The organism is Lactococcus sp. LG606 (genome assembly GCF_017309645.1).
GTDB lineage: Bacteria > Bacillota > Bacilli > Lactobacillales > Streptococcaceae > Lactococcus > Lactococcus petauri.
In genome coordinates this window covers 479,363-504,649 of the sequence record NZ_CP071301.1, presented here as the reverse complement: position 1 = coordinate 504,649, position 25,287 = coordinate 479,363, and the positions used below count along the sequence as shown (strand labels likewise).

19 protein-coding genes and 1 riboswitch are annotated in these 25,287 nt (G+C 40.1%); of the genes, 2 read left to right on the top strand and 17 right to left on the bottom strand.

All coding sequences use genetic code 11. From position 1 onward, the window contains the following. Window positions 1–6: 6 nt before the first annotated feature. From J0J35_RS02570 to J0J35_RS02545, 6 genes are all read right to left on the bottom strand, one after another. Complete coding sequence (locus tag J0J35_RS02570; protein WP_165719561.1) at window positions 7–1,119, bottom strand: FAD-binding oxidoreductase; 1,113 nt, start codon at window positions 1,117–1,119, stop codon at window positions 7–9. 84 nt (window positions 1,120–1,203) lie between these two features. Next, window positions 1,204–1,728 carry a dihydrofolate reductase family protein gene (locus J0J35_RS02565; protein ID WP_206917554.1) on the bottom strand — a complete coding sequence of 175 codons (525 nt, stop codon included), beginning with the start codon at window positions 1,726–1,728 and terminating at the stop codon, window positions 1,204–1,206. A 128-nt stretch (window positions 1,729–1,856) separates the two neighbouring features. Then, entirely contained in the window at window positions 1,857–2,024 is a 168-nt protein-coding gene (locus J0J35_RS02560) for a hypothetical protein (RefSeq protein WP_019292557.1), read from the bottom strand. An 18-nt stretch (window positions 2,025–2,042) separates the two neighbouring features. Next, on the bottom strand, window positions 2,043–3,356 hold the full coding sequence (gene obgE / locus J0J35_RS02555) for a GTPase ObgE (RefSeq protein ID WP_014024644.1): 1,314 nt from the start codon (window positions 3,354–3,356) through the stop codon (window positions 2,043–2,045). 252 nt (window positions 3,357–3,608) lie between these two features. Then, entirely contained in the window at window positions 3,609–6,746 is a 3,138-nt protein-coding gene (locus J0J35_RS02550) for an SbcC/MukB-like Walker B domain-containing protein (protein ID WP_206917553.1), read from the bottom strand. A gap of 2 nt (window positions 6,747–6,748) precedes the next feature. Next, a complete protein-coding gene (locus J0J35_RS02545; protein WP_206917552.1) occupies window positions 6,749–7,921 on the bottom strand; it encodes an exonuclease SbcCD subunit D in 1,173 nt (390 codons plus the stop codon). Window positions 7,922–8,108: 187 nt separating this feature from the next. On the opposite strand from J0J35_RS02545, the gene J0J35_RS02540 reads away from it, so the two are divergent. After that, window positions 8,109–8,570, top strand: a complete 462-nt coding sequence (locus J0J35_RS02540) for a GNAT family N-acetyltransferase (protein WP_206917551.1) — start codon at window positions 8,109–8,111, stop codon at window positions 8,568–8,570. A gap of 105 nt (window positions 8,571–8,675) precedes the next feature. After that, the gene (locus tag J0J35_RS02535) at window positions 8,676–9,617 is read left to right on the top strand and encodes a UbiA family prenyltransferase (protein ID WP_206917550.1); all 942 of its coding nucleotides are present in this window, start codon (window positions 8,676–8,678) and stop codon (window positions 9,615–9,617) included. Between the two features lie 51 nt (window positions 9,618–9,668). Here J0J35_RS02535 and J0J35_RS02530 read toward each other — a convergent pair whose 3' ends face one another. The 11 genes from J0J35_RS02530 to glpK form a co-directional block, all read right to left on the bottom strand. After that, window positions 9,669–12,344, bottom strand: a complete 2,676-nt coding sequence (locus tag J0J35_RS02530) for a cation-translocating P-type ATPase (protein WP_206917540.1) — start codon at window positions 12,342–12,344, stop codon at window positions 9,669–9,671. Window positions 12,345–12,530: 186 nt separating this feature from the next. Next, window positions 12,531–12,630, bottom strand: a riboswitch (yybP-ykoY riboswitch). Window positions 12,631–12,724: 94 nt separating this feature from the next. After that, entirely contained in the window at window positions 12,725–13,066 is a 342-nt protein-coding gene (locus tag J0J35_RS02525; protein WP_019292551.1) for a DUF2200 domain-containing protein, read from the bottom strand. Between the two features lie 61 nt (window positions 13,067–13,127). After that, window positions 13,128–14,018 carry an ROK family protein gene (locus J0J35_RS02520; RefSeq protein ID WP_019293544.1) on the bottom strand — a complete coding sequence of 297 codons (891 nt, stop codon included), beginning with the start codon at window positions 14,016–14,018 and terminating at the stop codon, window positions 13,128–13,130. Beyond that, window positions 14,002–15,381 carry a glycoside hydrolase family 1 protein gene (locus tag J0J35_RS02515; RefSeq protein WP_206917539.1) on the bottom strand — a complete coding sequence of 460 codons (1,380 nt, stop codon included), beginning with the start codon at window positions 15,379–15,381 and terminating at the stop codon, window positions 14,002–14,004. The genes J0J35_RS02520 and J0J35_RS02515 overlap by 17 nt, the downstream gene beginning before the upstream one ends. 12 nt (window positions 15,382–15,393) lie before the next feature. Beyond that, window positions 15,394–16,191: a MurR/RpiR family transcriptional regulator gene (locus J0J35_RS02510; protein WP_206888879.1), complete on the bottom strand. Its 798-nt coding sequence runs from the start codon at window positions 16,189–16,191 to the stop codon at window positions 15,394–15,396. Window positions 16,192–16,200: 9 nt separating this feature from the next. Beyond that, window positions 16,201–18,819: a glycoside hydrolase family 38 C-terminal domain-containing protein gene (locus J0J35_RS02505; protein ID WP_019292548.1), complete on the bottom strand. Its 2,619-nt coding sequence runs from the start codon at window positions 18,817–18,819 to the stop codon at window positions 16,201–16,203. 75 nt (window positions 18,820–18,894) lie between these two features. Further along, window positions 18,895–19,347, bottom strand: a complete 453-nt coding sequence (locus J0J35_RS02500; RefSeq protein WP_206888869.1) for a PTS sugar transporter subunit IIA — start codon at window positions 19,345–19,347, stop codon at window positions 18,895–18,897. 14 nt (window positions 19,348–19,361) lie between these two features. Continuing rightward, window positions 19,362–20,855, bottom strand: a complete 1,494-nt coding sequence (locus J0J35_RS02495; RefSeq protein WP_206917538.1) for a PTS fructose transporter subunit IIC — start codon at window positions 20,853–20,855, stop codon at window positions 19,362–19,364. A 194-nt stretch (window positions 20,856–21,049) separates the two neighbouring features. Further along, entirely contained in the window at window positions 21,050–21,787 is a 738-nt protein-coding gene (locus J0J35_RS02490) for an MIP/aquaporin family protein (protein ID WP_206917537.1), read from the bottom strand. Between the two features lie 52 nt (window positions 21,788–21,839). After that, complete coding sequence (glpO, locus tag J0J35_RS02485) at window positions 21,840–23,669, bottom strand: type 1 glycerol-3-phosphate oxidase (protein ID WP_086582481.1); 1,830 nt, start codon at window positions 23,667–23,669, stop codon at window positions 21,840–21,842. A gap of 36 nt (window positions 23,670–23,705) precedes the next feature. Further along, window positions 23,706–25,202, bottom strand: coding sequence for a glycerol kinase GlpK (gene glpK, locus J0J35_RS02480; protein ID WP_019292543.1), 1,497 nt, complete (start codon window positions 25,200–25,202; stop codon window positions 23,706–23,708). Window positions 25,203–25,287: the final 85 nt, after the last annotated feature.

Below are 25,287 nucleotides of genomic sequence, written 5' to 3'. Positions count from 1 at the left end.
TTATGCTCATTCTTCTTTTTTATTCACATAGAGATTCATTTCCTTTTGATAATGACTCATCTCCCATTCTGAATTATCTGCATTTAAATGTTGCGCTAAAAGATAGGCAATGTAAGGTCCTGTAGTTAGTCCTGAGGAACCTAACCCACTCGCAATACTCAAACCTCTCTCTTGCACTATAGGTCCAAAGAAGGGAGCAAAATCAGCAGTGTATGCGCGGGTCCCGACACGGTAGCTATAAGCTGTGTCTGCAAAATAATCTTCCTTTAAGAAGGTCTGCACGCCTTTAGTCAGTTGCTCAAAAGCTTCTTGTGTCGGTTCTAAATCCCAACCTGCTTCATTTTCATGCGTTGCACCTAAGAGTAAACGGCCATTTTGAAAAGGAATCAGGTCGGCTTCACCTTCTAAGAAAGCAACCGGCCATTTCTCTGTTTCAAAATTGGTCTCAAAAGACAACAGTTGCCCTTTCTGGGGCGAGACCTTGGCTGTATAACCCAGTTGATCCAGTAAAGTTTTCAATGCTGGTCCCGGTGTCAAAACAAGTTCATCTACTTCCACCTCCTCTTGCACTGAAGTCACACGCCATTTTGCCTTCTCCTTCTTGACTTGGGCTTCTTCGCTTATTACACGAACACCGCGTGTTTGGGCACGTTCCCGAAGATGTTGCAAGTAAGCTTTTCCATCAAGTCGTGCGCCTCCAGAGATGTATAAGCTTTCGACAGGTTTTAGCAAAGGCAGCATGTCTGTCGTTTCTTCTTTGGTGAGATGGCGCACTTCCCCAATCTCTGGTGCCGTTGCACGTCGCTCTAAAGCAAGCTGTTCGAGGTCTTGAAGCGCTTGTGGACTTCTGACGAAGAGCGTCCCACACTTTTCGTAAATGTTTTCATCTAAACTCAAGTCTTTGACCAGTTGCTCAAAAAAGGCAGCACCATCTTTAGCTAAAGCATACCATTGTTTGTTTCTTCGTTTGGACAGCCAAGGAGAAATAATCCCTGCACTGGCACCTGTCGCCTGATGTTTGCCAGAATCAAAAACTGTAATGTCAAATTTTTCTGTATCTAAGTAATTGGCCAAGGTCATGCCGATGATGCCGCCACCAATAATCGCTATTTTTTTCATAAATTTATTATTCCATATGGAGTATTTTAAGTCAAATCCATATTTTAGCTTTAAAAATTTCCTAAGAGAGAAAATATATTTTAACTAACTTTTCGCTTTCGTTTTGCGCTTATAAGCCAATTCAACAAATTGTCCGTATCTTGTTGTTCCTTGTAACTCTAAGTCTGCCGCATAATTACCTTGTGGAAAGAGCGGGATACCTTCTCCCAAAATAACTGGAGCAATTGTTACTTGGTACTCGTCGATAAGGTCAGCTTCCATGAAATCCTTAATCAGCTGACCGCCACCAACTAACCAGATTTCTCCTTGAAGCTCTTTGACAAATGATGTTAGATTACTTGGATGCACAAACTTGATATTGGTTTTGTCTTCCCAAGTTTGTCTTGAAAATACATAAGTCATTTTATCCTCATAGGGCCATGTTTCTAACTTTTGATCTAAAAGCCATTGGTAAGTTCTGCTGCCCATGATAACAATATCTACAGATGAGAGAAATCGCGATATACCATTGTCTCCTTCTCCTTCAACATCCATCAGCCAATCCAAATTATCCTGCTTATCAGCGATATACCCGTCTAATGTTTGGGCGATAAAAAGTTTTACTGCCATGTGTTCTCCTTTTCGTTTCTTAACTTGCTTCATTTAGCTTAGCAAGACTAAATTATAAATTCAAGCTAATTGCTCTTGTTTTCTCCCATGTTATAAAAATAAAAACCATGAAAAACATGGTCTTCTTTTTATTCATCTTCTTTTTCGTTTGTTTCTTGTGCAGCTTTAGAGAGGCGGAGTTTACCTGAGGGATTATATTTCTTAATCAAAGCATCAATCCGTTCATCTGTCCAAAAATCTGCTGAGGCAATAAATTCACCGTTTTCATCACGGTCAGAAATAATCTTAAAGCCCATCTCAATCCTCCTACGCTATTAATCTACAAATTCAAACTCAAATTTCTCGATACGTACCAAATCACCATCACGTGCACCTGCTGCACGAAGTTGTTCATCAACACCCATTGAACGGAGTTGACGCGCAAATTTCATGACAGATTCGTCACGGTCAAAGTTAGTCATCTTGAAGAGTTTCTCAAGCTTAGTACCAGACAAGCGCCAAGCGGCATCATCATCACGTGAAATACTGAATGGTTTTTCTTCTTCTTCAAAGCCATAGTATGCTTCTTCATCGATGAAGTCTTCGTCTTCATACAACAAGAATTCTGGTGTTTCAGCTAAGAGTTCACTTGTACGTGCCAACAGACCTTGCAGGCCTGTTTTTGTTAGACCAGAAACTTCAAAGATTTGAGGCATTTCTTGCCCTTCAGGTAGATTTTCAGCTAACTTTTTCTTGAAATCTGCAAGAATCTCTGGCGCATCTGGCATATCCATTTTGTTGGCCACAATCAATTGTGGACGTTCAAGCAAGCGAAGATTGTAACTTTCCAATTCCTTATTGATGGTTACATAATCTTCGTAAGGGTCACGTTCCTCGATGCCTGACATATCCAAAACATGCAAGAGAACTCGTGTACGCTCGATGTGACGTAAGAACTGAATCCCTAAACCTGCACCTGAGTGTGCGCCTTCAATCAGTCCAGGCATGTCCGCCATAACGAAACTGTCACCGTAGCCGATTTGGACCATACCAATATTTGGTGTGATTGTGGTAAAGTGATAAGCTCCAATCTTTGGTCGTGCATTAGAAACAACACTCAAAAGCGTTGATTTACCTACAGAAGGGAAACCTACTAAACCAACATCAGCAAGGACGCGCAATTCAAGCATAAGCCATTTTTGCTCCCCTGGCTCACCGTTTTCAGCAACTTCTGGTGCAGGGTTACGTGGTGTTGCAAAGCGAATGTTTCCACGTCCGCCACGACCACCTTTAGCAACGACAAACTCTTGACCTTTGTCAATCAAGTCCACAATTACTTGTCCTGTTTCATTGTCTTTGACTGTGGTTCCTTGCGGAACTTTAACAATCAAATCTTCTGCTCCACGTCCGTGCATCCCTTTGTTCATACCTTTTTCACCTGGTTTCGCACGGAAAATACGGTTATATTTAAAGTCCATCAGAGTAGAAAGCCCTTCATCGACACGGAAGATAATATCACCACCGCGTCCGCCATCTCCACCAGCAGGACCACCGTCTGGTACGTATTTTTCACGACGGAAAGCGACTGCTCCGTCTCCACCTTTACCAGCTCTTACTTCAATTCTAGCTGTATCTAAAAACAAGCTCATTTTTATTTTTCCTATTTCTTCCTAAAAGCATGCGCTCTTCTATTTGGTTCGAGTTCGATTTTCCAGCAGGACTAAACTTCATCATTTTTTACTGCTGTTTGCTGGAAAAGCTTTTTCCCATACATCTCACTCCACACTCCTTTGTGAGTAGAGTTTTGAACTCTACTATTTTACCATATTTCATTGTTTTTCTCAAAAGGCTACTTTGGAAAGCAGTCGGAACTTTTTATCTTGGTTTCTGACTAAAAGATTTTATTTCGAAAAGAGTTTTACCTGACTTCGTCCGTCTCCGACTTTTTCGACACGCAGTTGCTGTGCGATTGAATCTTTCATTTCTTCTACGTGACTAATAAGGCCAACAAGACGGTTTTCTCCTATTTGTTCGAGCGCTGTCATGGCTTTTTGGAGTGTTTCTTGATCAAGTGAGCCAAATCCTTCATCGACGAAAAGTGCTTCTATTTGAACCCCTTGCGCAGAATTCTGGACTACTTCACTCAGTGCTAATGCTATTGACAGGGCAGCAATAAAGGTTTCTCCACCCGACAAAGTATTGGATGAACGTGAGGCGCCTGTCTCATTATCATAGATGCTGATGTCCAAGCCATGATCGCGCCTTTTATTGGCGGATTCTTTGGCCAACTCAAAGCGATAGCGGTTATTGGAAAGTTGATTGATGAAATGCTGGTTAGCATAAATCAAAACTTTTTCCAGATAATGTTGGACAACAAAGGTTTCAAGCTTGAGCTTATCTCCTGTTTTTCCTGCTATCGCATTGTAGAGCTTAGTCATTTCACGCGCCTTATCCGCTGCCTTTCCTTGTGTCTCAAGTATTTGTTCAATCTTAGCAACCGTTGTTTCGAGTTGTTGGCGTGTATTGGATAGCTCAATAACTGTCTTTTGCGCTTGGCTATAGCGCTCGTTTAAAGCTTGCTTTTCTTCTCTCAACTCAGGAAGATCAGGTCTTTGCTTACCGCTTAATTTTTCCTCATACTTTGCTAAAGCACGATTCAACCGTTTCTCCTCAAGTTCATAAGTATTAATAAACTTGGAAATTTCAGGAAGTTTATCCTCTGCAAGCCAATTTTTCAATGTGACTAAATCATTGGTCCAAGCATTTGGGGCTGCCAATGCGTTCTGGATAATGCGCTGTCCTTCTTGAAGCTTCAGTTTTTGCTCTTCAATACGCATCAGACGTTCTTCATGTTTTGCTTTCTGTTCTGCATAACGCTTTTCAAGGGCAATTATCTTCTCACGCACCTCTTGGCACTCTGTATAATAGTTATCTACTTCTTGGCGCAATATAACCTTCTGCTCTTTTAGAGCTTGACTGGGTTGCAGTTGCCCAAACTCAGCTAAACTTTGAGCGACTGTTTCGAGCTGTGCCTTGACTTTATCGCCCTCCTGAAACAACCCTTGACGTTCAGCTTCTAAGTTTTCTACTAAAACACACAGCTTGTCTTTCTCCAGAGAACGTTCTTTTTGTGCAGTGCTTTTCTGCCTATAACTGTCTTCTCGAGCTTGAAAAATGATATTGAGTTCTTGGCGACTAAACACTTTAGGAAAACTGCCTTCATATGCCTGACAAAACTGACAGTAGGCTTGGTCAAACTTGTGTTCCATTTCTTGCAATGTTTCAGCTTTTTCTGCAGCTTTTTTTTGAGCCATTTCAAGTTCTCTTTGAGCCTTTTCTTGCCTTTCTTCTGCAGCAGCAAAGGCTTCTTGAGCTTTGTCAACTTGTTGCATAGCTGCTTTTAAGTCATCGTCAGAAACATCAAGCTCAACATGTGATAAAGGATGTTCTGTAGCACCACAAACTTTACATGGTAAACCATCTTCGAGTTCCTTTTGCAGTTGAGCAATCATGAGACTTTGGCGTAACTTTCGCTTTTCCTGATAACTTTTCTGTTTGAGCATGAAATCTTGCTGCAGTGTCGTAATGTTTTCCTCAGCAAAGTTTAATTCCTTTTGTGCAAGTTGATTTTCTTGTTTTAAGCGCTCCAAATATTCTGCTAAAGGAGAAAGTTGCTGGTGAAAGTCCAACTTTAGACGACTTAAAGCATCTTTTTCCGCCTGCAAGATACTCTCATCAAGGATCTTTTTTTGTAATTGATCAAGTTTGACTTGTGCTTCTTTTAGGGGCACATCTGTCTCACTTTGCTTAAGATGCAAGTGGACAATCTTTTTCTCCAAATCTTTTTTCTGCCGGATAAGTTTTTCTGCCTGCTCGGCTTGCGTAATCGTGCGAGTCAGCTCTTCTATAACCTTACCTTTTTCTTCAAATTCTGAAGCTTTCTGATCTAAGTCTTGCTCACGTTTTTTCACTTCTCCAAGTATTTTCTGCTCTTGCTCGGCTTTTGAGCGATAATCAGCTTCACGTACTTGGTTAGCTTCTAGTTCTTTTTCAACCTCTTCCAAGTCACGTAAAATATCCTTAAATTGTTGCGCCCAGCTGCGGGCTTCGTAGGCTTCTTTCTGTTGCTCATAAAGCACTGCTTGCTCCGCTATTTTTTCCTGGTATTCTTTTTGAGTTTTTTCGGCTTCAAGGAACTCTTGTTCCAGCAGCAAGGCATCTTCGTAAGCTTTATCGACACTTTCTACTTGGTGCTGCGCTATTTTTGCTAAGTCACGAGCCTTGCTTTCTTGCATCTGTTTTTGCTCTAGAAATTCTGTCGCTTTTTCAAATTTTTCCTTATCTGGACATTCTTCCAAAGCCTTGGCTTCTTCCTCCGTCCAGACAGAAGAGCTATATTGGCTTTGCAAGATTGAATCAAGAGCTGCGTTTTCTTGATTGTTTTTTGTATATTGATTCCGCACTTCCTCAGAAAAGACCGTAAAAATTGCCGTACCAAAAATTTTCTTCAGAATTTCTTCTTTTTCATTGGTGGCCGATTTTAAAAAACGTGAGAAGTCATTTTGTGGAAGTAAAATGATTTTCTTGAACTGCTCGGCGCTGAGATTTAAAAGACCATATATTTCACTGGCAACATCGACCGGTTTTGTAGCCAAGCTGGCTTGCTCTACGCCAAATACCCTATCTACAATAGCTAAGCTGGCTTGACTTTTTTCCGTCTTAGTACCTGTCCCTCTTTTCTTAAAGACTTCTTGCTCGGGACAGCGTTGTACCTTATAAAGAAAGTTACCTTGCTCAAAATAGAAAGTAACTTCGGTATGTTGGTCTGGTTGTGCAAACTGGCTGCGCATTTCTCTCGCTTCACGATCTCCTGTCGTCTTGTCAAAAAGAGCATAAGTCATTGCATCAAAAATCGTAGATTTTCCGGCACCCGTATCGCCGCTAATCAAAAATAATGGTGCTTCATCTAAAGCTCTAAAATCAATTTCCGAGTGAGCATGAGGTCCGAAATAATTCATTTCTAAGTAAATTGGTTTCATGTCTACTTCTCCCCTCTCAAGTCAATAAAAGTTTCTTCGATAAAAGTTCGCTGAAATGGACTAAGTGACTCTCCTGCCACCTGTTGGTAGAAATTTTGCACGATTTCTTCTTCACTCATCATTTCCATATTTTGATGGGTTTCTTGCTCTATGATACGTTCTTTATCTTCATAATCCAGTTCGACAATAGTGCCATAGATTTTCTGAAGTTGAGCACGTAAATTTTGCCCAGCATGAGCAAAGCGGTCAAAGTTTTTAATACATATAGCAAACCAAGCAGATTCTAAAGGTTGTTGCTGGTAAAACTCTGGATCAATAAGCGTTTCCCACTCTTCAGTAAGAGCAACCAAATCCGTCTGCGGTTGAATTTCGAAAAACTCAGTCTCAACCTTATCCGCCACATTTACGATATAATAGCCTTTTTTCGTTTTTGCTTCTTTGATATTAAATTTGACAGGACTTCCTGAGTAACGCACTGTCTCACTGGGTGAAGCATGATATGTATGAATATGCCCCAAAGCAACATAATCAAAATCCACAAACTGCTGGACTGTGACAGTAGCTAGCCCCCCAGCTTTGGACTTGGTTTCACTTGTCAGCTCAATCTCCTGATCTGCAGAAGGGCTCACAGCAAAGTGAGTCACTAAAATTTGTTTTTTCTCAGGGTGAAAGGCTTCCCGCATTTTTTCAAGTACTAGTTCTAATGCCTGAGACAGGGTTTTAATTTCTTTCACATCCTCTTCTGACATACCCGCTTGTAAAAAATAAACACGCGCATCAGCTGGATCAAAGTAAGGAAGCAAGAACATTTGGATCTCCGCTGTTTCAATGGGTACAAAAGCTTCTTCTAATAATGTATTCAAATGTAAATGGTTAAATTCCATCCATTCACGCCCATAATTTAGTCGTCGTGCACCGTCGTGATTTCCCGAAACTGCATAAATAGGAAAATTCTCCTGAATATTCATTTCTCGCAGCATTTCGTTAAAGGTCGTCACAGCTGCTGCGCTCGGAACTGTCCGGTCATAAAGATCTCCTGCAATAATGATACCGTCAACCTTTTCTTGCTTGGCTGCGGCCAGCATAATTTTAAAGGCGTGCTTTTGCTCTTCTAAAAGACTCCAACCGTTCAAGGTTCTGCCAATGTGCCAATCTGATGTATGTAAAAATTTCACTAATTTCAGCCCTTTTCTACTTTTTTCGCTTCCTCTATTATACCTCATAAAAGTTAAAGACAAAATAATGGGGAGATTTCCCCATGTGGACAATATTTATACATCAATTCTTTATCTTCGCCTATGGTATAATTTAGGAAAAACTAAGCTCACCCATACCAGATGTTTTTTTTAATTAAGGAGAAATATGCTAAAACTTATTGAAATGACACAAGAAAGATTTCAACACTACATGCTCTCCGCCGTAGAAACCTTTGCTAAAGAAAAAGTCCTAAACGGTACTTGGACTGAAGAACAGGCTTTTTCAAAGGCTCAGGCAGAATACAATTTACTCCTGCCTGAAGGCCTCCAAACACCCAATAACTATTTTTATTCTATCCTTGAAAAGGGAGAAGTCATAGGTTATATTTGGATTGCTCAAAGTACAGACAATGCTCGAACAGCTTTTATTTACGATTTCGAAATTTATGAAGAATTTCAAAATCAAGGTTTCGGCTCTACGTCTCTTGAATTAATTAGTTTTCAAGCTAAACAACTTGGCTTTTCATCCCTAGCTTTACATGTCTTTGGAAGTAACTCTAGAGCTTTACATGTCTATAAAAAAATGGGTTTTGAAATTACTGATATTAATATGCAAAAAGAATTATAATTTAACTTTTTACTGAAGAAGAGATTTGAGTACTATAGATTGGAGCACTGTCTATCTTTCTTTCCAACTAAGAATGCCTCTTTTTTTTGTTATATAATTCTCATTATGAACGTCAAAACATTTCTTAACTTTACAAGAATCCAAACCTTACCCGTGGCTCTGCTTTCGCCACTTGCAGGAATTATGTTCTCGCTATGGTATTTTCACTCTTTTCATCTTTTACCCACCCTTCTTTTTCTGATTGGGCTTGCTGCCATCAATCTTTTTGTTTCCGCATGGAATAATTTGATGGACTACCATAAAGCGCTGGATCCAGAATATAAAACCCAACAAAATATCATTAGCAATCGCAATATCAACCCTAAGTTAGCACTAAAAATTTGCCTGCTCTTTCTTTTCATCGATATCTTAGTTGGGCTTGCAGTTATGCTTATCACCAATCTTGCCATTTTACCCGTTGGCGGCCTCTGCTTTCTTGTAGCGATCTTTTATACATATGGCCCCTTTGCTTTCAGTCGCTTTCCTTTAGGTGAAATTTTAGCTGGCCTATGTGAGGGATTTTTCGGTTTCTTTCTCGCTGTATATATTAATTCTTATGATTTACAGTACTTTTTCATTCAATTTGACGGCTGGAAAATGAACTGGACGTGGGATTTTTCCCAACTTCTTCCGATTGTTCTCATAGGTATTATGTGTTTCTGTCAGAACTTCAATGTCATGCTTTCCGATAACATTTGTGATTTGGAACAAGACATTCGCAATCAACGTCTCACCTTACCTTATTATCTTAAAATTCCTGCCAGCTTAGTGCTTTATAAAGTCATGTATATCATTCCTGCTCTTTGTGTTAGTCTAGCAATAATTTTAGGTATCTTGCCTATATGGTCTGCCTTAATGCTGCTCATCCTCTTCGAGTTGATTCCTAATATGAAAAAATTCCTCCACAAGCAAGTCAAAAGCGAAACCTTTCATTATCAAATTAAAAATCTAATTCTTTACAATGGCAGCTTGGCTTTGACTCTGTTTATTGCTATTATGTTTAACTAAAAAAAACGCTCCAAAAGCTGGGAGCGTTTTTTAAATTTTCTTAAAGGATAATTAACCTACTTTGTTTACTGTTGCTTTTGCTTTTTTCTGACTAACAAGTACGCGAAGTGCTTTGATGATTTCCATCATCAAGACAGCACCTAAAGCAAGACCAGCAGCAAGTAACCAGTAGTGCACACTGAAGTTTGCCGGAATGCTAAAGAATTCACGTGTGAAAGGTAAGGTTGTCAAGCTGTAAAGTCCGAGACAGAATACTACCGCACCTAAAACATATTTGTTAGAGAAGAGGCCCAATGAAAGGATTGTTTGTGAATTTGAACGTGCTGTGAAAGTTTGTAAGCTACGTGCCAAGATTAGAGTTGTGAAGGCCATAGCTACACCCAACTCATCTGAAACTTGCATCCCGATATATTGAGAAATAATCGCTGCAATACCAATCAATACACCACGAACTGCAACACTTGCCATCAAACCGCCTTCGAAGATACCTTCGTCAGAAGGACGTGGTTTTTTCTTCATAACATTGGGTTCTGCTTTTTCCATACCCAAGGCAATCGCTGGTACAGAGTCATTTACCAAGTTGATGAAGAGCAATTGCAGGGCTGTAAATGGACTTGCCCAGTTCATAACTAAGGCAAAAACAATGGTAATAATCGCCCCTAAGTTACCTGAGAAGAGGTAACCAATTGATTTTTTAATATTATCGTAGACTGTACGTCCAACCGCTACAGCATTAACAATAGAAACGAAGTTATCATCGGTCAAAATCATTGATGATGCATCTTTGGCAACGTCTGTCCCTGAACCCATAGCAATACCAATATTGGCTTGTTTCAAGGCTGGGGCGTCATTAACTCCGTCACCAGTCATCGCAGTAACATTTGCTTTCTTCTGCCATGCGCGAACAATACGAATCTTGTTTTCCGGTGACACACGCGCATAAACAGAGATTTTCGCCAAGTTGTCATCCAACTCTTGCTCTGACATAGCATCTAATTCTTGCCCAGTCACAGCAATGTCGTTTTCCTCAAAGAGACCGATATCTTGCCCAATCGCACGTGCTGTTGTTTTATGGTCACCCGTAATCATCACTGTACGGATACCTGCTTTTTTCGCTTCCGCAATTGAATCATAAACAGCTTCACGTGGTGGGTCAATCATGGCTGTTAAACCAATCAAGATCAAGTCATTTTCATCTTCCAAATCCAGAACTTCTTTGTCTTGCGCCAAAGGTTTGTAAGCATAAGCCAAAACACGGAGTGCTTTGTTACTGAATGCTTCATTTTGTTTTTGGAATTCTGCTTTTAATTCTTCAGTAAAGTCTTGGACTTGACCGTTGATAAGAACTTTCGAACAACGTGCAAACATCACGTCTGGTCCACCCTTAGTCAACATGAGTTTTTCATCATCAATAAGGTTAATCGTTGACATCAACTTACGGTCGGAATCAAAAGGAAGTTCTGCTAAACGAGGGTAAGCTTCACGAAGTTCTTGATAAGGTTTACCTACCTTGTTGCTAAAAGCAATAAGTGCAACTTCTGTTGGATCGCCGAGCTCTTGCCCTTCTTCATTGATACTTGAGTCATTACACAAGACAGCTGCTTCAATCAGCAGTGCTTCGTCCGACGTCCAAGTTTCTGGCTGATCTGGGAAAGTTTCTTTTGTGGTTGTAGGCAAAAAGTAATCGACAACCGTCATTTTGTTTTGGGTTAATGTCCCTGTTTTATCCGTACAGATAACACTTGTTGAACCTAAAGTTTCAACTGCAGGCAACTTACGAATGATAGCATGTTGTTTTGCCATTTTGTTTGTACCTACTGAAAGGACAATCGTTACAATTGAAGAAAGTGCCTCTGGAATTGCGGCAACAGCGACAGCAACAGCAAACATGAAGGCATCTAACATCTTCACTTCAATATTTGCACCGTCTCCAGCAAAGAAGATACGTGCCGCTTGGATCGCAAAGATAGCAACAGAGAGAATCAGGATAGCAATACCCAGTTGTTTACTGAATTTCTCCAGTTTTTGTTGCAAGGGTGTTTGTTTATCTTCAGCCGTTTCAAGGAGCGTGGCGATTTTACCAATCTCTGTTTGACTTCCGATACCGGTAACGATAAATTCTCCACGCCCATAAACAGTGAGCGCTCCACTGTAGAGCATATTTTTACGGTCGCCTAAAGGAAGTTCCCCTTCAAGCGCTACATCCGTCTTTTCAACTGCTTCGGACTCACCTGTTAACATGCCTTCTTCTACACGCAAGCTCTTACAGGTCAAGACACGTCCATCGGCAGGAACAAAGTCCCCTGCTTCAAGCAAGACAAGGTCACCCACAACAAGTTCACGTGCTGGAATCGTTATTTTTTCACCATTACGTAACACTTTTGCATGGGGCGCCGAAATTTGTTTCAAAGCATCCAATGAACTTTCTGCTTTTTTGGTTTGAATCACAGTGACGATTGAGCTGATTAATACTACACCAAGAATGATGCAGGCTTCAACCACTTCGCCTAATGCCAGCTGAACAATGGTAACAATCAGCAGGACAATAACCATCGGATCTTTAAAAGTGTCCAGTAATATTTTCCAAGTTGGAACTTTGTCTTTACTCTTCAGCTCATTAAAGCCGTCTCGTTCTTGTCTTTCTTTGACTTCTTGCTCCGTTAGACCTTCAACGGTTGTCTGCAATTCCTCAAGGACAAGCTCTGTTTCTTTGTTGTAGAATTCCATTTTAGCTCCTTCTCCAATAGTTAAATATGACGCTTGATATCAAAAGCAATATTTTTTGATTCAAAACGAATAAGACGCTACGGTAATCGATAGATAGTATGATTTTCCCTCCAGCATGAACATCTTTCAATGCTTGTATGTAGCGTATTAAAAAGACCCCTGCCAAATCTGGCAAAGGTCTTGCTAAACATGTCATATCCATGTCAACAAAGCCGGTGAGATTAATGCTCACGGAATGACGACTTTGTTTCGGTTTGCACCGACGCTACTCCCCTTTGGGAATTCATATTCAATATTGTTCTTTAATAATAACAAATTCCCTTAGTAAATGCAAGAATTGGACTCAGTCTGGACACATAAAGCTTCATTATGTCCACGAGTTATGAGGTTATTCTTTTAATCTTTTCCAGACTTTTCCCTTTGGCGAGTTCATCTACTACTTTATCCATATAACGTAGCTTTTTCATAAAGTTGTCTTCGATTTCTTCTACACGAACACCGCAAATCACTCCAGTGATAAGAGGCGCATTGTCATTAAAAGGCTGATTTTCAATCAATTGCCCCAAGCTACCCGTGAGCTGGCTAGGATTCGTGTATCCTGTTAACCAAGTCAAAATCTCATCTAATTCTTCTTTTGTCCGTCCTTTTTTCTCTACTTTTGCCAAGTAAAGCGGATAAACGGTTTCAAATTTCATCTGTTTTACACGATCAGTGCTTGCCATATTCTTTACCTCTATAAAGCCTTTTCTTTTAAGTATATAGAGCGCTGGTTTTTTTGTCAAATCATCTCTGAGCTTTCGGGAAAATAGTGTAAAAATTTAAAGCTGCCCCAATCAGATTTGCATTGTTCATATAATGACAACTTTCAATTCTTGGCAGGATATGAGCTATATCATAATTTTGAAGACGTTCTGCTAATTTTTTTTGGAGGATTTCTGGCAAATCTTTCCGCGCTGACATTCCGCCACCAATGATAATTGTATCTGGATCAAGCGAAACTTGGATATTATATAAATAATCAGAAATAATCTCCAGCATATTTTCGATAAGTAAAGTAGCTTGGGGATTTTTTTGATCCATTAAGTCATACAGTTCCTTACCTGAAATTTTCTGCCCTGTCTCTTTGGAATAAGTTTCCGCAGCTTTAACCAATGGTCCGGTTTCGCTAAAAGTTTTATGCTTCGTGTTTTTCATCAAACCGAATTCGCCAGCAAAAAGATGCGCACCTTTATAAAGCTTGCGGTTAATAAAGATAGCTCCACCTACTCCTGTACCTATGACCAAAAAAACAGCATTCTGGGCTTCTTTTCCTGCACCATAATCAATTTCACAAATCCCTGCACAATTGGCATCATTTTCGATAGCCACGGGCAAGTCAAAGCATTGTTCAATTTCATCAAATATAGGACGATTGTGCAGATAGGGTACGGCGCTGATTCCTTCAATCCTTCTTTTCGCTGTATTGACAGCGCCTGGAGACGATATCGCTATTCCTTTAAGCTGTGGATAGTCCTTGATAATACTGCCCATCTTCGCAGTAAGCTTTTCAAAGCTTTCAGGTGTTTTAAAAGAAGCATTATTCAGGATTTTTTCTCCATCCCATAAACCATATTTTACTGCTGTGCCGCCAATATCAAACACGGCGAGCTTATGTCCATTATTCTTCATATCCATTATGCTCACTTAATTTCTTATACCAAAGTCCGCTCTTTTTCACGGTACGTTTATAATCCTCTTTCAAATCAACCCGATAAAAACCATAGCGGTTGCGATAACCATTCAGCCAAGACCAACAATCAATAAAAGTCCACGTGTGGTAACCAAAGCAATTGCTTCCTTCTTCAATGGCTTGATGAAGGTAACTGAGATGCTCCTTCATAAATTCAATGCGATAATCATCTTGGATCATGCCTGAATCATCCATAAACCGCTCCTCATCAGCTACCCCCATGCCATTTTCACTGACAAACCAAGGAAGATTATGATAGTCCTTTTTCATCATCATCGCTACATCATAAATGGCTTGCGGGTAAATTTCCCACCCACGATAAGGATTCATTTTCTTTTCAGGCCAATCATAAGGTTGGTAAAAATCATCTAAGGTTTTAGCGGGGAAGCTCGCATTCTCAGGTGCTTGAACGCGACTCGGTTGGTAATAATTTAAACCGATAAAGTCTACTGTATTGGCTGCTACATCTTTTTCATCTTCTGGTAATGTTTCAGGTAAGAGTTGGTTATTTTTGAGAAGTTCAACCAAATCAGTGTTGTGTTTTCCAAGCACCGCAGGATCAAGAAAGCTTTTTATATTGACTAAATCAGCGGCTTTTTTAGCTTTTAAGTCTGCTGCTGACTGACTGCGCGCATAGCTCGGAGATACATTCAGAATAATACCGATGGATCCTTGCGGCATAAGTTCTCTAAAGGTTTGAACAGCTTTTACATGTGCCATTAAGGTATGATAAGCCACTTGAACAGCTTTTTTGATATCGACAATTGCAGGATAATGAAAGCCTTGTAAATAACCACATTCCACATGAACCATTGGTTCATTGAAAGTGGTCCAATCCTGAACTAAATCACCAAAGCACTCAAAAGCTGTTTGGGCATAAAAACGAAAAGCCTCAACAGATTCTCGGATTTCCCACCCACCTTTATCCATCAACCACATGGGCATATCAAAATGAAAAAGGTTAATTATTGGCTTGACACCATTTTCTTTCATCTTTGTAAAATAATCTCTATAAAAATCAACCGCCTGAGGGTTGAGCGTTTTACCGTCAGGAAGTAGTCGTGTCCATTGGATAGAGGTACGAATCGAATTAAGCCCGATAGCTTTCATCCGTTGGCAATCCTCTGCGTAATTTTCGTAAAGATTAGAAGTTATTTCTGGGCCTTGTTTTTCATTAAATCTTTCAGAATTTTCTTTAAACCAGTAATCCCATGTAGAAGCAGATTTACCCTCTTTTAGAGAATAACCTTCAGTTTGTGGACCGGATAAAGCTGAACCCCACAAAAATCCTTCAGGAAATTTTTTCATGTTTAAACCTTCTTATTTTTTATTTTTATGTAAAATTTCTTCAGATTTGATCCATTTCTTTACAGAATCAGAAAAGAGATGAAGATAGCGTTCGTAAAGTATGTCTAATTGAATCAAAATCGGAATTTGTGGTGAGATATTCCCGATAGATTCTTCATGTGTTAAGCCCGCTGATATTAGTGTAATATCTGCTTGTTTAATCAAATCAGAATTAGGATTGGAAGTAATCAGTGCTATCGGAATATTTTTTTCCTTTGTTATGGTCATCGCTTCAAGAAGGTTGCTGTCTATTCCTCTCAAGGATGCCACGAGTATCATTTCACCCTCACGGGCAAATTCTGCTGACATTAAGATTGACTTTTCCTCTGAAATGACACGAACATACTTGCCAAACCGTGAAAATTTGAATGAAAAATCAGCTCCTGTATAACTGTTAAAGCCCTTTCCAAAAAAATGAATGATGTTATGATCTTTTATTAAAGCGCACAGCTTGTCCACTTCCACCTCGGAATAAGCATTGTCACTTCGTGTGGCTAAGGCATGGTAAATAGCTGTCACTGCCGATGAAATCGATGGCTTTTCTTTTTTATCCAAGGAAAGGTTGTACAAAAACATGAGTTCCTTGTAATTATCCAAACCAATCTTTTTACAAAAGCGAGTAATCGATGCCTTTGATACGGCTAGTGTTTGTGCTAATTTATCTATATTCAGCGGTGCCTTTTTACTGATAAAATAGTTGGCTATAATCTCCTCAACATAGGTTAATTCCAAACGGTGCGATTCAATTAATATGAAAATATCTTCCTTCATGATTTTTCCTCAATCTATGAAATGAACAGTTTTAATCTGTCCTGCTCTAAAATCTCCCAGATTAATTTTACTATTTTTTTGTCGTTCGGTTAGCGCGATTCCTTTCAAGTCAACAAACTCATAGCGAAGCTCCTGCTCTGACAGAATAAAATTCTCACCCTGAACAGCTTGGGTACTTGGATTATACACCCGTAAGTCCCAACCGCCGTAAAGCTTATTCTTACGGAGTGAACTAAAGACAAGGTCAGGTGCTTTCAAGCTGATATTCTGGGGACTGCAAATTTTTTCTTTCAAGGTATTTGACACAAAATATTTTAAAGTCGTTGTAAAAAGATTTAGACTCTGAATTTGATAGAACGGCAAGGATAAAGCATAATCAAGGTAACTTTTAGCAAGTCGTGCGGGGTTATAATCCTGTTCTAAACTTATGGCAAATTTGAATGTTAATTTTTCCAACAATTGGCTATCAGGTGTTGGGATGTACTTAAAAGCATTACCAGAAGCTACACCTGGCCTTCTGAGCAAATCAGGCCGTCCTAAAAATCCGACACTTCGAAAGAGGGTTAAAGCTAACTGATGGTGATTTTCCCCGATTAATTGATATTCTTTGATTCCTTTGGCAAAAACCGTCCAACTGTTTTTATCATCGTGAACATTAACCCATTTTAGCATGGGGTAAATAGCTGTTGGTTCTTCACGCCAGCCGATTTCTTGCCAATCTTTCAAATGCGGATCTTCAGCTTCACGCTTCACTGTGCCAAAAGGCGTATCTGTGTAAGAATATTGATTAGCAAAAGGAAGATTGATGACTGCACGCATACGATGGTCCAGCGCTTGATTATCTATCGTCAAATGGCATTCGAGATGCTTGCTCCCTTTTTTTAAGGTAATTTTTAATTCGTAGTCTTGTTTTTGTTCGCAAATGCCTTCTGCACGTTCTTTCAAATCCTTGGGAAGGTCCCAAGTACCAGTCAAAATCAGCTCTTGATAATTTTCCCCACAAAAAGCTTTTCGCTCACTTCCCGTAAGTGTCAAATCAAAGACACAATCTGCATGAGCTGGCGAGTAATCGTAAGTATCACCTTCATCACCACCATCTTCAAAAGATAAGATGTTGTCATAACTTTGCTGCTTTTTCTTATCAAATAAATGAAGCTGTCCTTTTTCATAGCTCAGCTTGTAGTAATCATTTTCAATATAATCTTGCTTGTCTTCGCTGATGACCATGCTTGACCGTTGACTTTCTTCAACGAAGTAATTCACAAAACTAAGCGCAGGAACCGTAACTTCTACAGCCAGTTCATGAATATAATAATATTTATCCGGATCTTGAGCAGTTTCTTCGCGTCTGATCTCACCAGAATATTCTTTATTTCTTGCCAGAACATCAAAACTTAGCGCTTCCCCTGCCGTGTTTTTCAGTTGGATATCTTTAAACTCAGTAGAGACATTAATTTTTACTGTTTTAGTTACTTCCCAAGGCAGGGTATTAAAAATGCTGACTTGGTGGTCACAAACTTTTTTCTGTGACTCACTGATTTTTCTGGTCAAGTAGTCGACTATGGAATAAGACAGTTGGTCTGCTTCGATAAAACGCTCGCGAATAATGCGATTGGTTTTATCGCTATTACAGCCGCCCGCACTGTCGTGGGCTTGATTTTTTGCCAGCAATTTCCAGATTCTGTCAATTAAGCCTTGCTTGTTAGCAATACCAAGTTTTTCAGCCATAAGAACGAGTGGTTCTACCTGATAAATCATCCGTCTTTCCAGCTTATCATTCAAATACTTATGGTCGTAACGTGAAGAATAAATCGAGCGATGGATTTTCGAGACTGAGCTGGAGATAAATTCACCTTCAATTGTGGTCAGTTCCTCTTTTTCGAGTTCGGAGAATAGCTCCTCATAATTGCTTTCTTTTAACTCATAGTCACTCAGTTTCTGGTTGTAAAAATCAATCCGCTCACGTAGGTTAAAATCTACATAACGCTGGTCTCCTCCTACAGGTAAGACAAGATGTTGCCCCACAGCACCGTCTTCAATCTGCGTCATAAGTTCTTGGGTTTGGTCACTATAAATAAGTCCAACGCCGACAAAATAACCATCCTTAATATTTGCGGCTAAAACTTTTGAACCATCTTCAGCTTGCCAATAAAATTCGCGGTCCCTTGTTTTTTCCTGCGGCAATCCTCGCCAAAAGACTGTACGATCAATTCCTAAACCTTGATATATCTTAGGCATATCTTTGCTCTGGCCGAAAGAGTCTGGCAGGTAACCGATATTCATATAACCACCCAAATCTTCTGCTAATTCCATTCCCAGAGTCAAATTTCTCACAATTGACTCGCCACTTATGATGAGTTCATCTGTTTGAGTATACCATGGACCAATCCAGAGTTTTCCAGCTTGAACCAACTTTTTGAGTCGTGTTTTTTGTTCAGGGAAACTTTGGAGGTAGTCATCCAAAATGCTCATTTGCCCATCGAGGAGATAATAAGAAATTTCATTATTCTCCAAAGCGCTCATTACTTCATCCAAATGATAAGCCAACTGGACGAAAGATTCATTATGAGTAAAATACCATTCTAAATCCCAGTGTGTATGATGAATGACGTGTACTTTTTTCTTCATTTTTACTTCCTTATTCATTTTTACTTCCTTATTCATTTTTCCAAAAGGCCAAATCAAGATGATTTGACCTTTGAGTTAAAAATCAATTTTATCTATAACGGCAGTCAGATTATCCGGGTCTTTCTCTGATAAAATATCTTCACGAAATTGATCATCAATTAATTTTCGAGCGATTAAGCTCAGCAACTTCAAGTGCTCAGTCGCACCTTCCTCAGGAATCGTAAGTGCCAGAGCAACTTTCACGGGTTTGCCATCCAAAGCATTCCAAGGAATTTCATTGGCAAATCTAACGAAAAACATGCCCGGCTTTAAGTTCGTTTTATCTTTACAATGAGGAATGGCGATATGATCTTTAAATCCTGTTGTTGCTTCTGCTTCTCGCTGTTTTAGGCCTTCAAAATATTCGGCTTCATTATCCACAAAACCCAGAGAATGTGCAAACTGTGCAATAACTGCAAAGGCTTCTTCCTGTGTACGTGCGCTTGTATCGAAAAGGATATGTTCTTGATTAAAAACTTCTTTGTTCATCTTTATTCACTTTCTTATTTTGCTTTAGCTTTTACTGGCTTTTTGAATTCAATACCTCGTGTAAATCCAATCAATAATGCGGTGGTCAAAATACCTGCACATACGCACAATATCCATGTTACAAAAGGAATCGGTTGCTCAATATAACCAATAAAGGTCCCCAGAGGCGAGCCAATACCGCCATAAAATTTCGAACCAGTAGCTGAGATAAGTCCGCCTGCAACAGCTGATCCTACAACGTTTGAGAAAATCATTCGTACAGGATGTGCTGCCACAAATGGAATAGCTCCTTCAGTGACACCGACAATCCCCATACCAAAGGCTGCACTGGCAGCAATTTTTTCATCTTTTGAAAATTTATTTTTAAATAATATCGTAGCCAACCATACACCTAAGGGAGCTACCGAAATCGCTACTTGTGTTGCTGTACCAGGTACAAAGTTTGCACCTTCAATACCGTATTTTGTCATTGTATCGGTAAATATCGCTGTCCCAAACACTAAAGCTGTTTTATTGATTGGTCCACCCAAGTCAAACCCAATCATTGCGCCACAAATGGCTCCGATAATGATTGGTGCACCTGCGAAATTATTATTTAAGTTGGTTAACCCATCATACATGGCATCCATCCCCACTGAGATTGGATTTCCGATGATATAAAGCACGATCAAGCTGATAACTGCTGTTGCAATAAAAGGAATAATCATAATTGGCACGATTGGCATAACAATTTTAGGCCATTTTATTTTTTTCAATCCTTTGACCATATAGCCAACAATGAAAGCCACAATAATAGCACCAATAAAACCTCCACCTGCTTCAGTTCCTAAAAATTCTGGGTCATTAACAAGATAAGCACCAATCATGGCAGGAGCTATTGCGGGTTTGTCTGCAATGGAATTTGCTACAAAACCAGCAAATAGTGGAATCATTAGTTTAAAACCCATCTGCCCAACATAAAAGAGTTTTTCCATGAGGAAGCCCATTTGTGTCGTATTGTCAAAACCCCACTTGACAATACGTCCTAGGTCGTCTCTTTGAAAGGCATAGAGATTGGCAATGGTAAGGAGAAGACCGGCAGCGATGACCATTGGCACCATGTAAGAAATACCACTCATCACATGGGTCAGAAAAGTAACCTTATCTTTATCATTACCAATCTGAATATTCCCTACCTTACTTCCTTTCTTGCCAAAAACTTCAGCCTCAGCGAATGCTTTTTTTATCAAGGCTTCCGAATCTTCAATTGCCGGAATAGATTTTGTAACATAAAGAGGCTTACCTGTGAAACGAATCGGATCAATCTTAATGTCTGAGGCAACAAGTACAAGATCTGCGTTTTCGATCTCTTCAGGAGTTAAGACATTCTCTGCACCAATAGCTCCATTTGTCTCTACTTTGACCTCATAGCCCATTTTTTTAGCCGCTTTTTCGATAGATTCGGCGGCCATATAGGTGTGCGCTATTCCAGCAGCACAGGCCGTAACGGCTACTATTTTTTTCGACATTTTGTTTCCTCCAAAATTTTTCTTTTAGTTTTGTTATATTTGTAATATAGCACCTCTTATTTTCAAAAGCAAGAGAAAATAAAGCGTTTTCTTTATTTAGTTTTTATTCCCATAAGCTGGAGGATTACTGGTATTTTTTTCATACAAAAAGAGCTAGATTTTTGTCTAACTCTGCTTTTGTCTAATATTTCAATTTATTTACTTGCAAATTGAATAACCATGTTAAAGAGAAGGGCGCCTAAGCTACCGCCAATGATTGGACCTACGACAGGAATCCATGCGTAAGACCAGTCAGAATCTCCTTTGCCCTTGATAGGTAAGATAGCGTGCATGATACGAGGACCTAAGTCACGTGCAGGATTCAAAGAGTAACCAGTTGTCGCACCAAGTGATAAACCGATGGCTGTGATGATAGCACCGACTAAAAGAGGTGAAACACCAGAAGTTTGCGTAATGGCATATTGACCAAAGGCCAGAATACCTGTCGTTAAGACTGCTGTTCCAACGATTTCACTGATTAAGTTCGACCCCGTCTGACGAATGGCTGGACCTGTAGAAAATGTGCCTAAGATATCTGCTGGATTTTTAGTTTCAGTATAGTGAGGGTAAAACATCAGGTAGAGGATAATGCTGGCGACCATTGCCCCAAGCATTTGGGCGATAATATAAGGGAAAACCAAACTCCAGCTAAAGCTACCAATCATTGCCATTGCAATCGTTACTGCTGGATTTAAGTGGGCAGGCGACATAAATCCGGAAATGTAAACCCCCATCATTACTGCAAAGCCCCAACCGAGTGTGATAGCAACCCACCCTGCTCCTGTTGCTTTCGTCTTGTTCAGAACAACGCCTGAAACTACACCGTTACCAAGAAGGATTAAGATAAATGTGCCTAAAAATTCACCGAGTAATTGTACCATTTCTGAGTGCATATTGACTCCTTTTTTCTATATTTTATTTGTTTCAATCATTTTTGAGATTATTTTACTTCTTCAAGTCCGACAAGTCAGATTCACGAAGTGCTTCTTCCAAAGCTTTTTCTTGTTCTGCTTTTTCTTCTGCAGACCAGCCGAGGTATTCCGCCATGGCATTAACAACATGTACCTTGATAGCATCTACACCTTCACGCATAAATAAAATATGGTTGGTACGACGAAGCAAGTAATCCACTGGCGTCAAGATCATTTCATCTTCAAGCGCATAACGTAAACGTGCTGATTCGGCGAGAGATAGACCTTCATATGGCTCCATTTCAGAAGCATAGGCAAACACTTGGAGGGCGTTCATGCCATAAAAGTCCGCAATGTATTTTGCTTCTTCTTCTGTAAGTCCTGCAGCAACACCAACTTTCATGTTTTCAGCAACAACTTCTTCAACCTTAGTTGGGTCAAATTCACCACCAGAGATTTGGTATTTTTTAGAGTCAATAGGTTCATATTTCAAACCAAAGTCCTCCTCAAGCAGTTGGCAGATAAGCTCCATCGCACCCGCTGCCATTTTGCGATAGTCCGTGATTTTTCCGCCCGCTAGAGTAATCAAACCATCGCTCTCACGTTCGAGGGAACTTCCACGAGATACGGAAGATGGTGCATCTCCTTTTTCGGAAAGGCTTGATTCCATATTGTTCAATAAATGCTCTACTTCGGCTTTTGTTGCTGTTTTATTTTTATAGCGGAGCACTGCCTCAACGACAGCGTTAAAGCTGGTTTCAGAAACCGCACCATTATCCCCACCGTTATAGTCTGAACCAGAATTTCCACCTAATAATGGGCGCAATCCAGCCCATGAAGCTTCAATGTCATTAATCGTGATATTTGCTTCAGGGTAGCGGAAATTAATGACATCCAAGAGGTAATCCACATCTTCTTGGGTTACTTTTGGATCAGTAAAGTCGCCATGATAATCTGTATCTGTCGTACCAAAATAAGTTTTATTTTCACGGGGAATAGCAAAGACCATACGTTTATCGTGTTTGCCTGTGTCAAAATAAGTTGGTTGTGGTACAGGTAGTTTAGCCGCATCCACTACCAGATGTACACCTTTTGTTGGACGCATTTTTGGCACGATAGGACGGGTGAAGTTCAGATAACGAATCTTGTCTACCCAAGGACCACTTGTGTTAATCACAAGTTTAGCTTTGACTTCAATGACTTGGTCTGTCAACAAATCACGCGCACGAACACCAGAGATTTGTCCATCGGTATAGGTAAAATCAATGACTTTCATCTTGCTAATGGCTTGCGCACCGTCTTCTACGGCTTTCTTGATATTATCAATTACCAAGCGTGCATCATTGTTACGATAGTCAAGATAAACACCAGCTCCTTGTAACCCTTTTTTCTTGATGAGTGGCTCACGGCGCAATACTTCTTCTGGTGAGATAGTATAGTTAGCATATGGTGAGTCTTCATCCACACCGGCCAAACGGTCATACAAATCCATCGCAATTTTCACAGAAAACATATCAAAAGTTGTCTTGCCTTCATCATCGTAGATAGGAAGTAACATCGGATCTGGCTTAGGAATATGGGGCGCAATGCCTTGAACAACAGCACGTTCTGAAACCGTATCAGAAACAACTTCGACATCGAAGTTTTTGAGGTAGCGGATCCCTCCATGCACGAGTTTTGTCGACCGTGAAGATGTTCCCTCTGAAAAGTCCTGCATTTCAAGTACGGCAACTTTCATGCCAGCAGCCGCTGCTTGTAATGTCAATCCAGCACCAGTGATTCCCCCTCCGATAACGAGTAGGTCCATCTCTTCATTTTGAACTTTTGTGATTGCTTCTTGTCTTGTTTTTTTAGAAAAAGCCATTTCTATTCTCCTTTTAGGTTACTGTCTAATTGCTTATTATTTGAAAGCGCGTGTCGCATTCACGGCTTTTTTCCAACCGGCATAAAGTTCTTCTCTGCGTTCTTCTTGCATTTGAGTTTGGAAAATTTTGCCCGGTTCATAGGATTCTTTAAGTTCTTCTAAGTCTTTCCAGAAACCAACAGCTAGTCCTGCAAGGAAGGCTGCACCAAGTGCTGTTGTTTCCAAATCGCCCGCACGTTGGATTGGGATATTCAGGATATCCGCTTGGAACTGCATCAAGTATTCATTGTTTGCAGCACCGCCGTCTACCTTGAGCACAGACATATCGATTCCTGTATCTTCTTTCATGGTGCTGACTACATCACGAACTTGATAAGCAATCCCTTGTAAGGTTGCTTTCACAATATCTTCTTTTGTTGTTCCACGTGTCAAGCCAAACATCGCACCACGCGCTTCTTGGTCCCAATACGGAGCACCAAGACCGACAAAAGCTGGCACTACATAAACTTCATCTTGACTCCTAGATTGGAGTGCCACTTCTTCGGAATCACTGGCCCGCTCCAACATTTTCAAACCATCACGTAACCATTGGATAGATGAGCCTGCGACAAAGATGCTTCCCTCTAAGGCATAATATACTTTTCCGTTAATACCATAGCCAATCGTTGTCAGCATGTTATTTTTCGAAATATGGGGTTTCTCACCTGTGTTCATGACAATAAATGAACCTGTACCATAGGTATTTTTAATCATCCCAGGCTCAAAGGCCATTTGACCAAATAATGCAGCTTGCTGGTCTCCCGCCATACCAGAGATTGGTACTTCAGAGCCGAAGAAATGGAAACCTTTAGTTACACCATAAACTTCTGAGTTGGACTTAACTTCTGGAAGCATTGAAGCTGGAATATTAAGAATTTTCAGGATTTCTTCATCCCATTTCAACTCGTGAATATTGTAGAGCATAGTACGGCTGGCATTCGAATAGTCGGTATAGTGTGCATCGCCATCTGTCAACTTCCACAAGAGCCATGTATCGATGGTTCCAAAGAGGAGCTCGCCCCGTTCGGCACGCTCTTGTGCACCTTCTACGTGATCAAGAATCCAACGAATCTTTGTGGCTGAAAAGTAGGAATCAACAATAAGTCCTGTCTTTTTGTGGAAGAGTTCATCATGCCCTGCTTCTTTAAGGCCATTGGCAATGTCGGCAGATTGACGAGATTGCCACACAATAGCATGGTAAATGGGCTTGCCTGTCTTTTTGTCCCAGATAATGGTGGTTTCGCGTTGGTTAGTTATACCGATACCGGCAACCTGTACAGGTTTGATACCAGATTCGATAAAAGCTCCTGCGATAACAGACTGAACAGAGTTCCAAATCTCGTTGGCATCATGTTCGACCCAACCTTCTTTAGGAAAGTACTGGGTGAATTCCTTTTGGGAACTCCCAATGTGTTTACCCTGTTTATCAAATATAATAGCTCTTGAGCTTGTTGTACCTTGGTCAATTGCCATAATGTAAGAAGTTTCTGTCATGTTCGTTCTCCTTTGTAAACGCTTTCTATATTTCATATTATAGCATTTAAAGATAATGAAATACTTTCATTTTTTAAGAAATTCT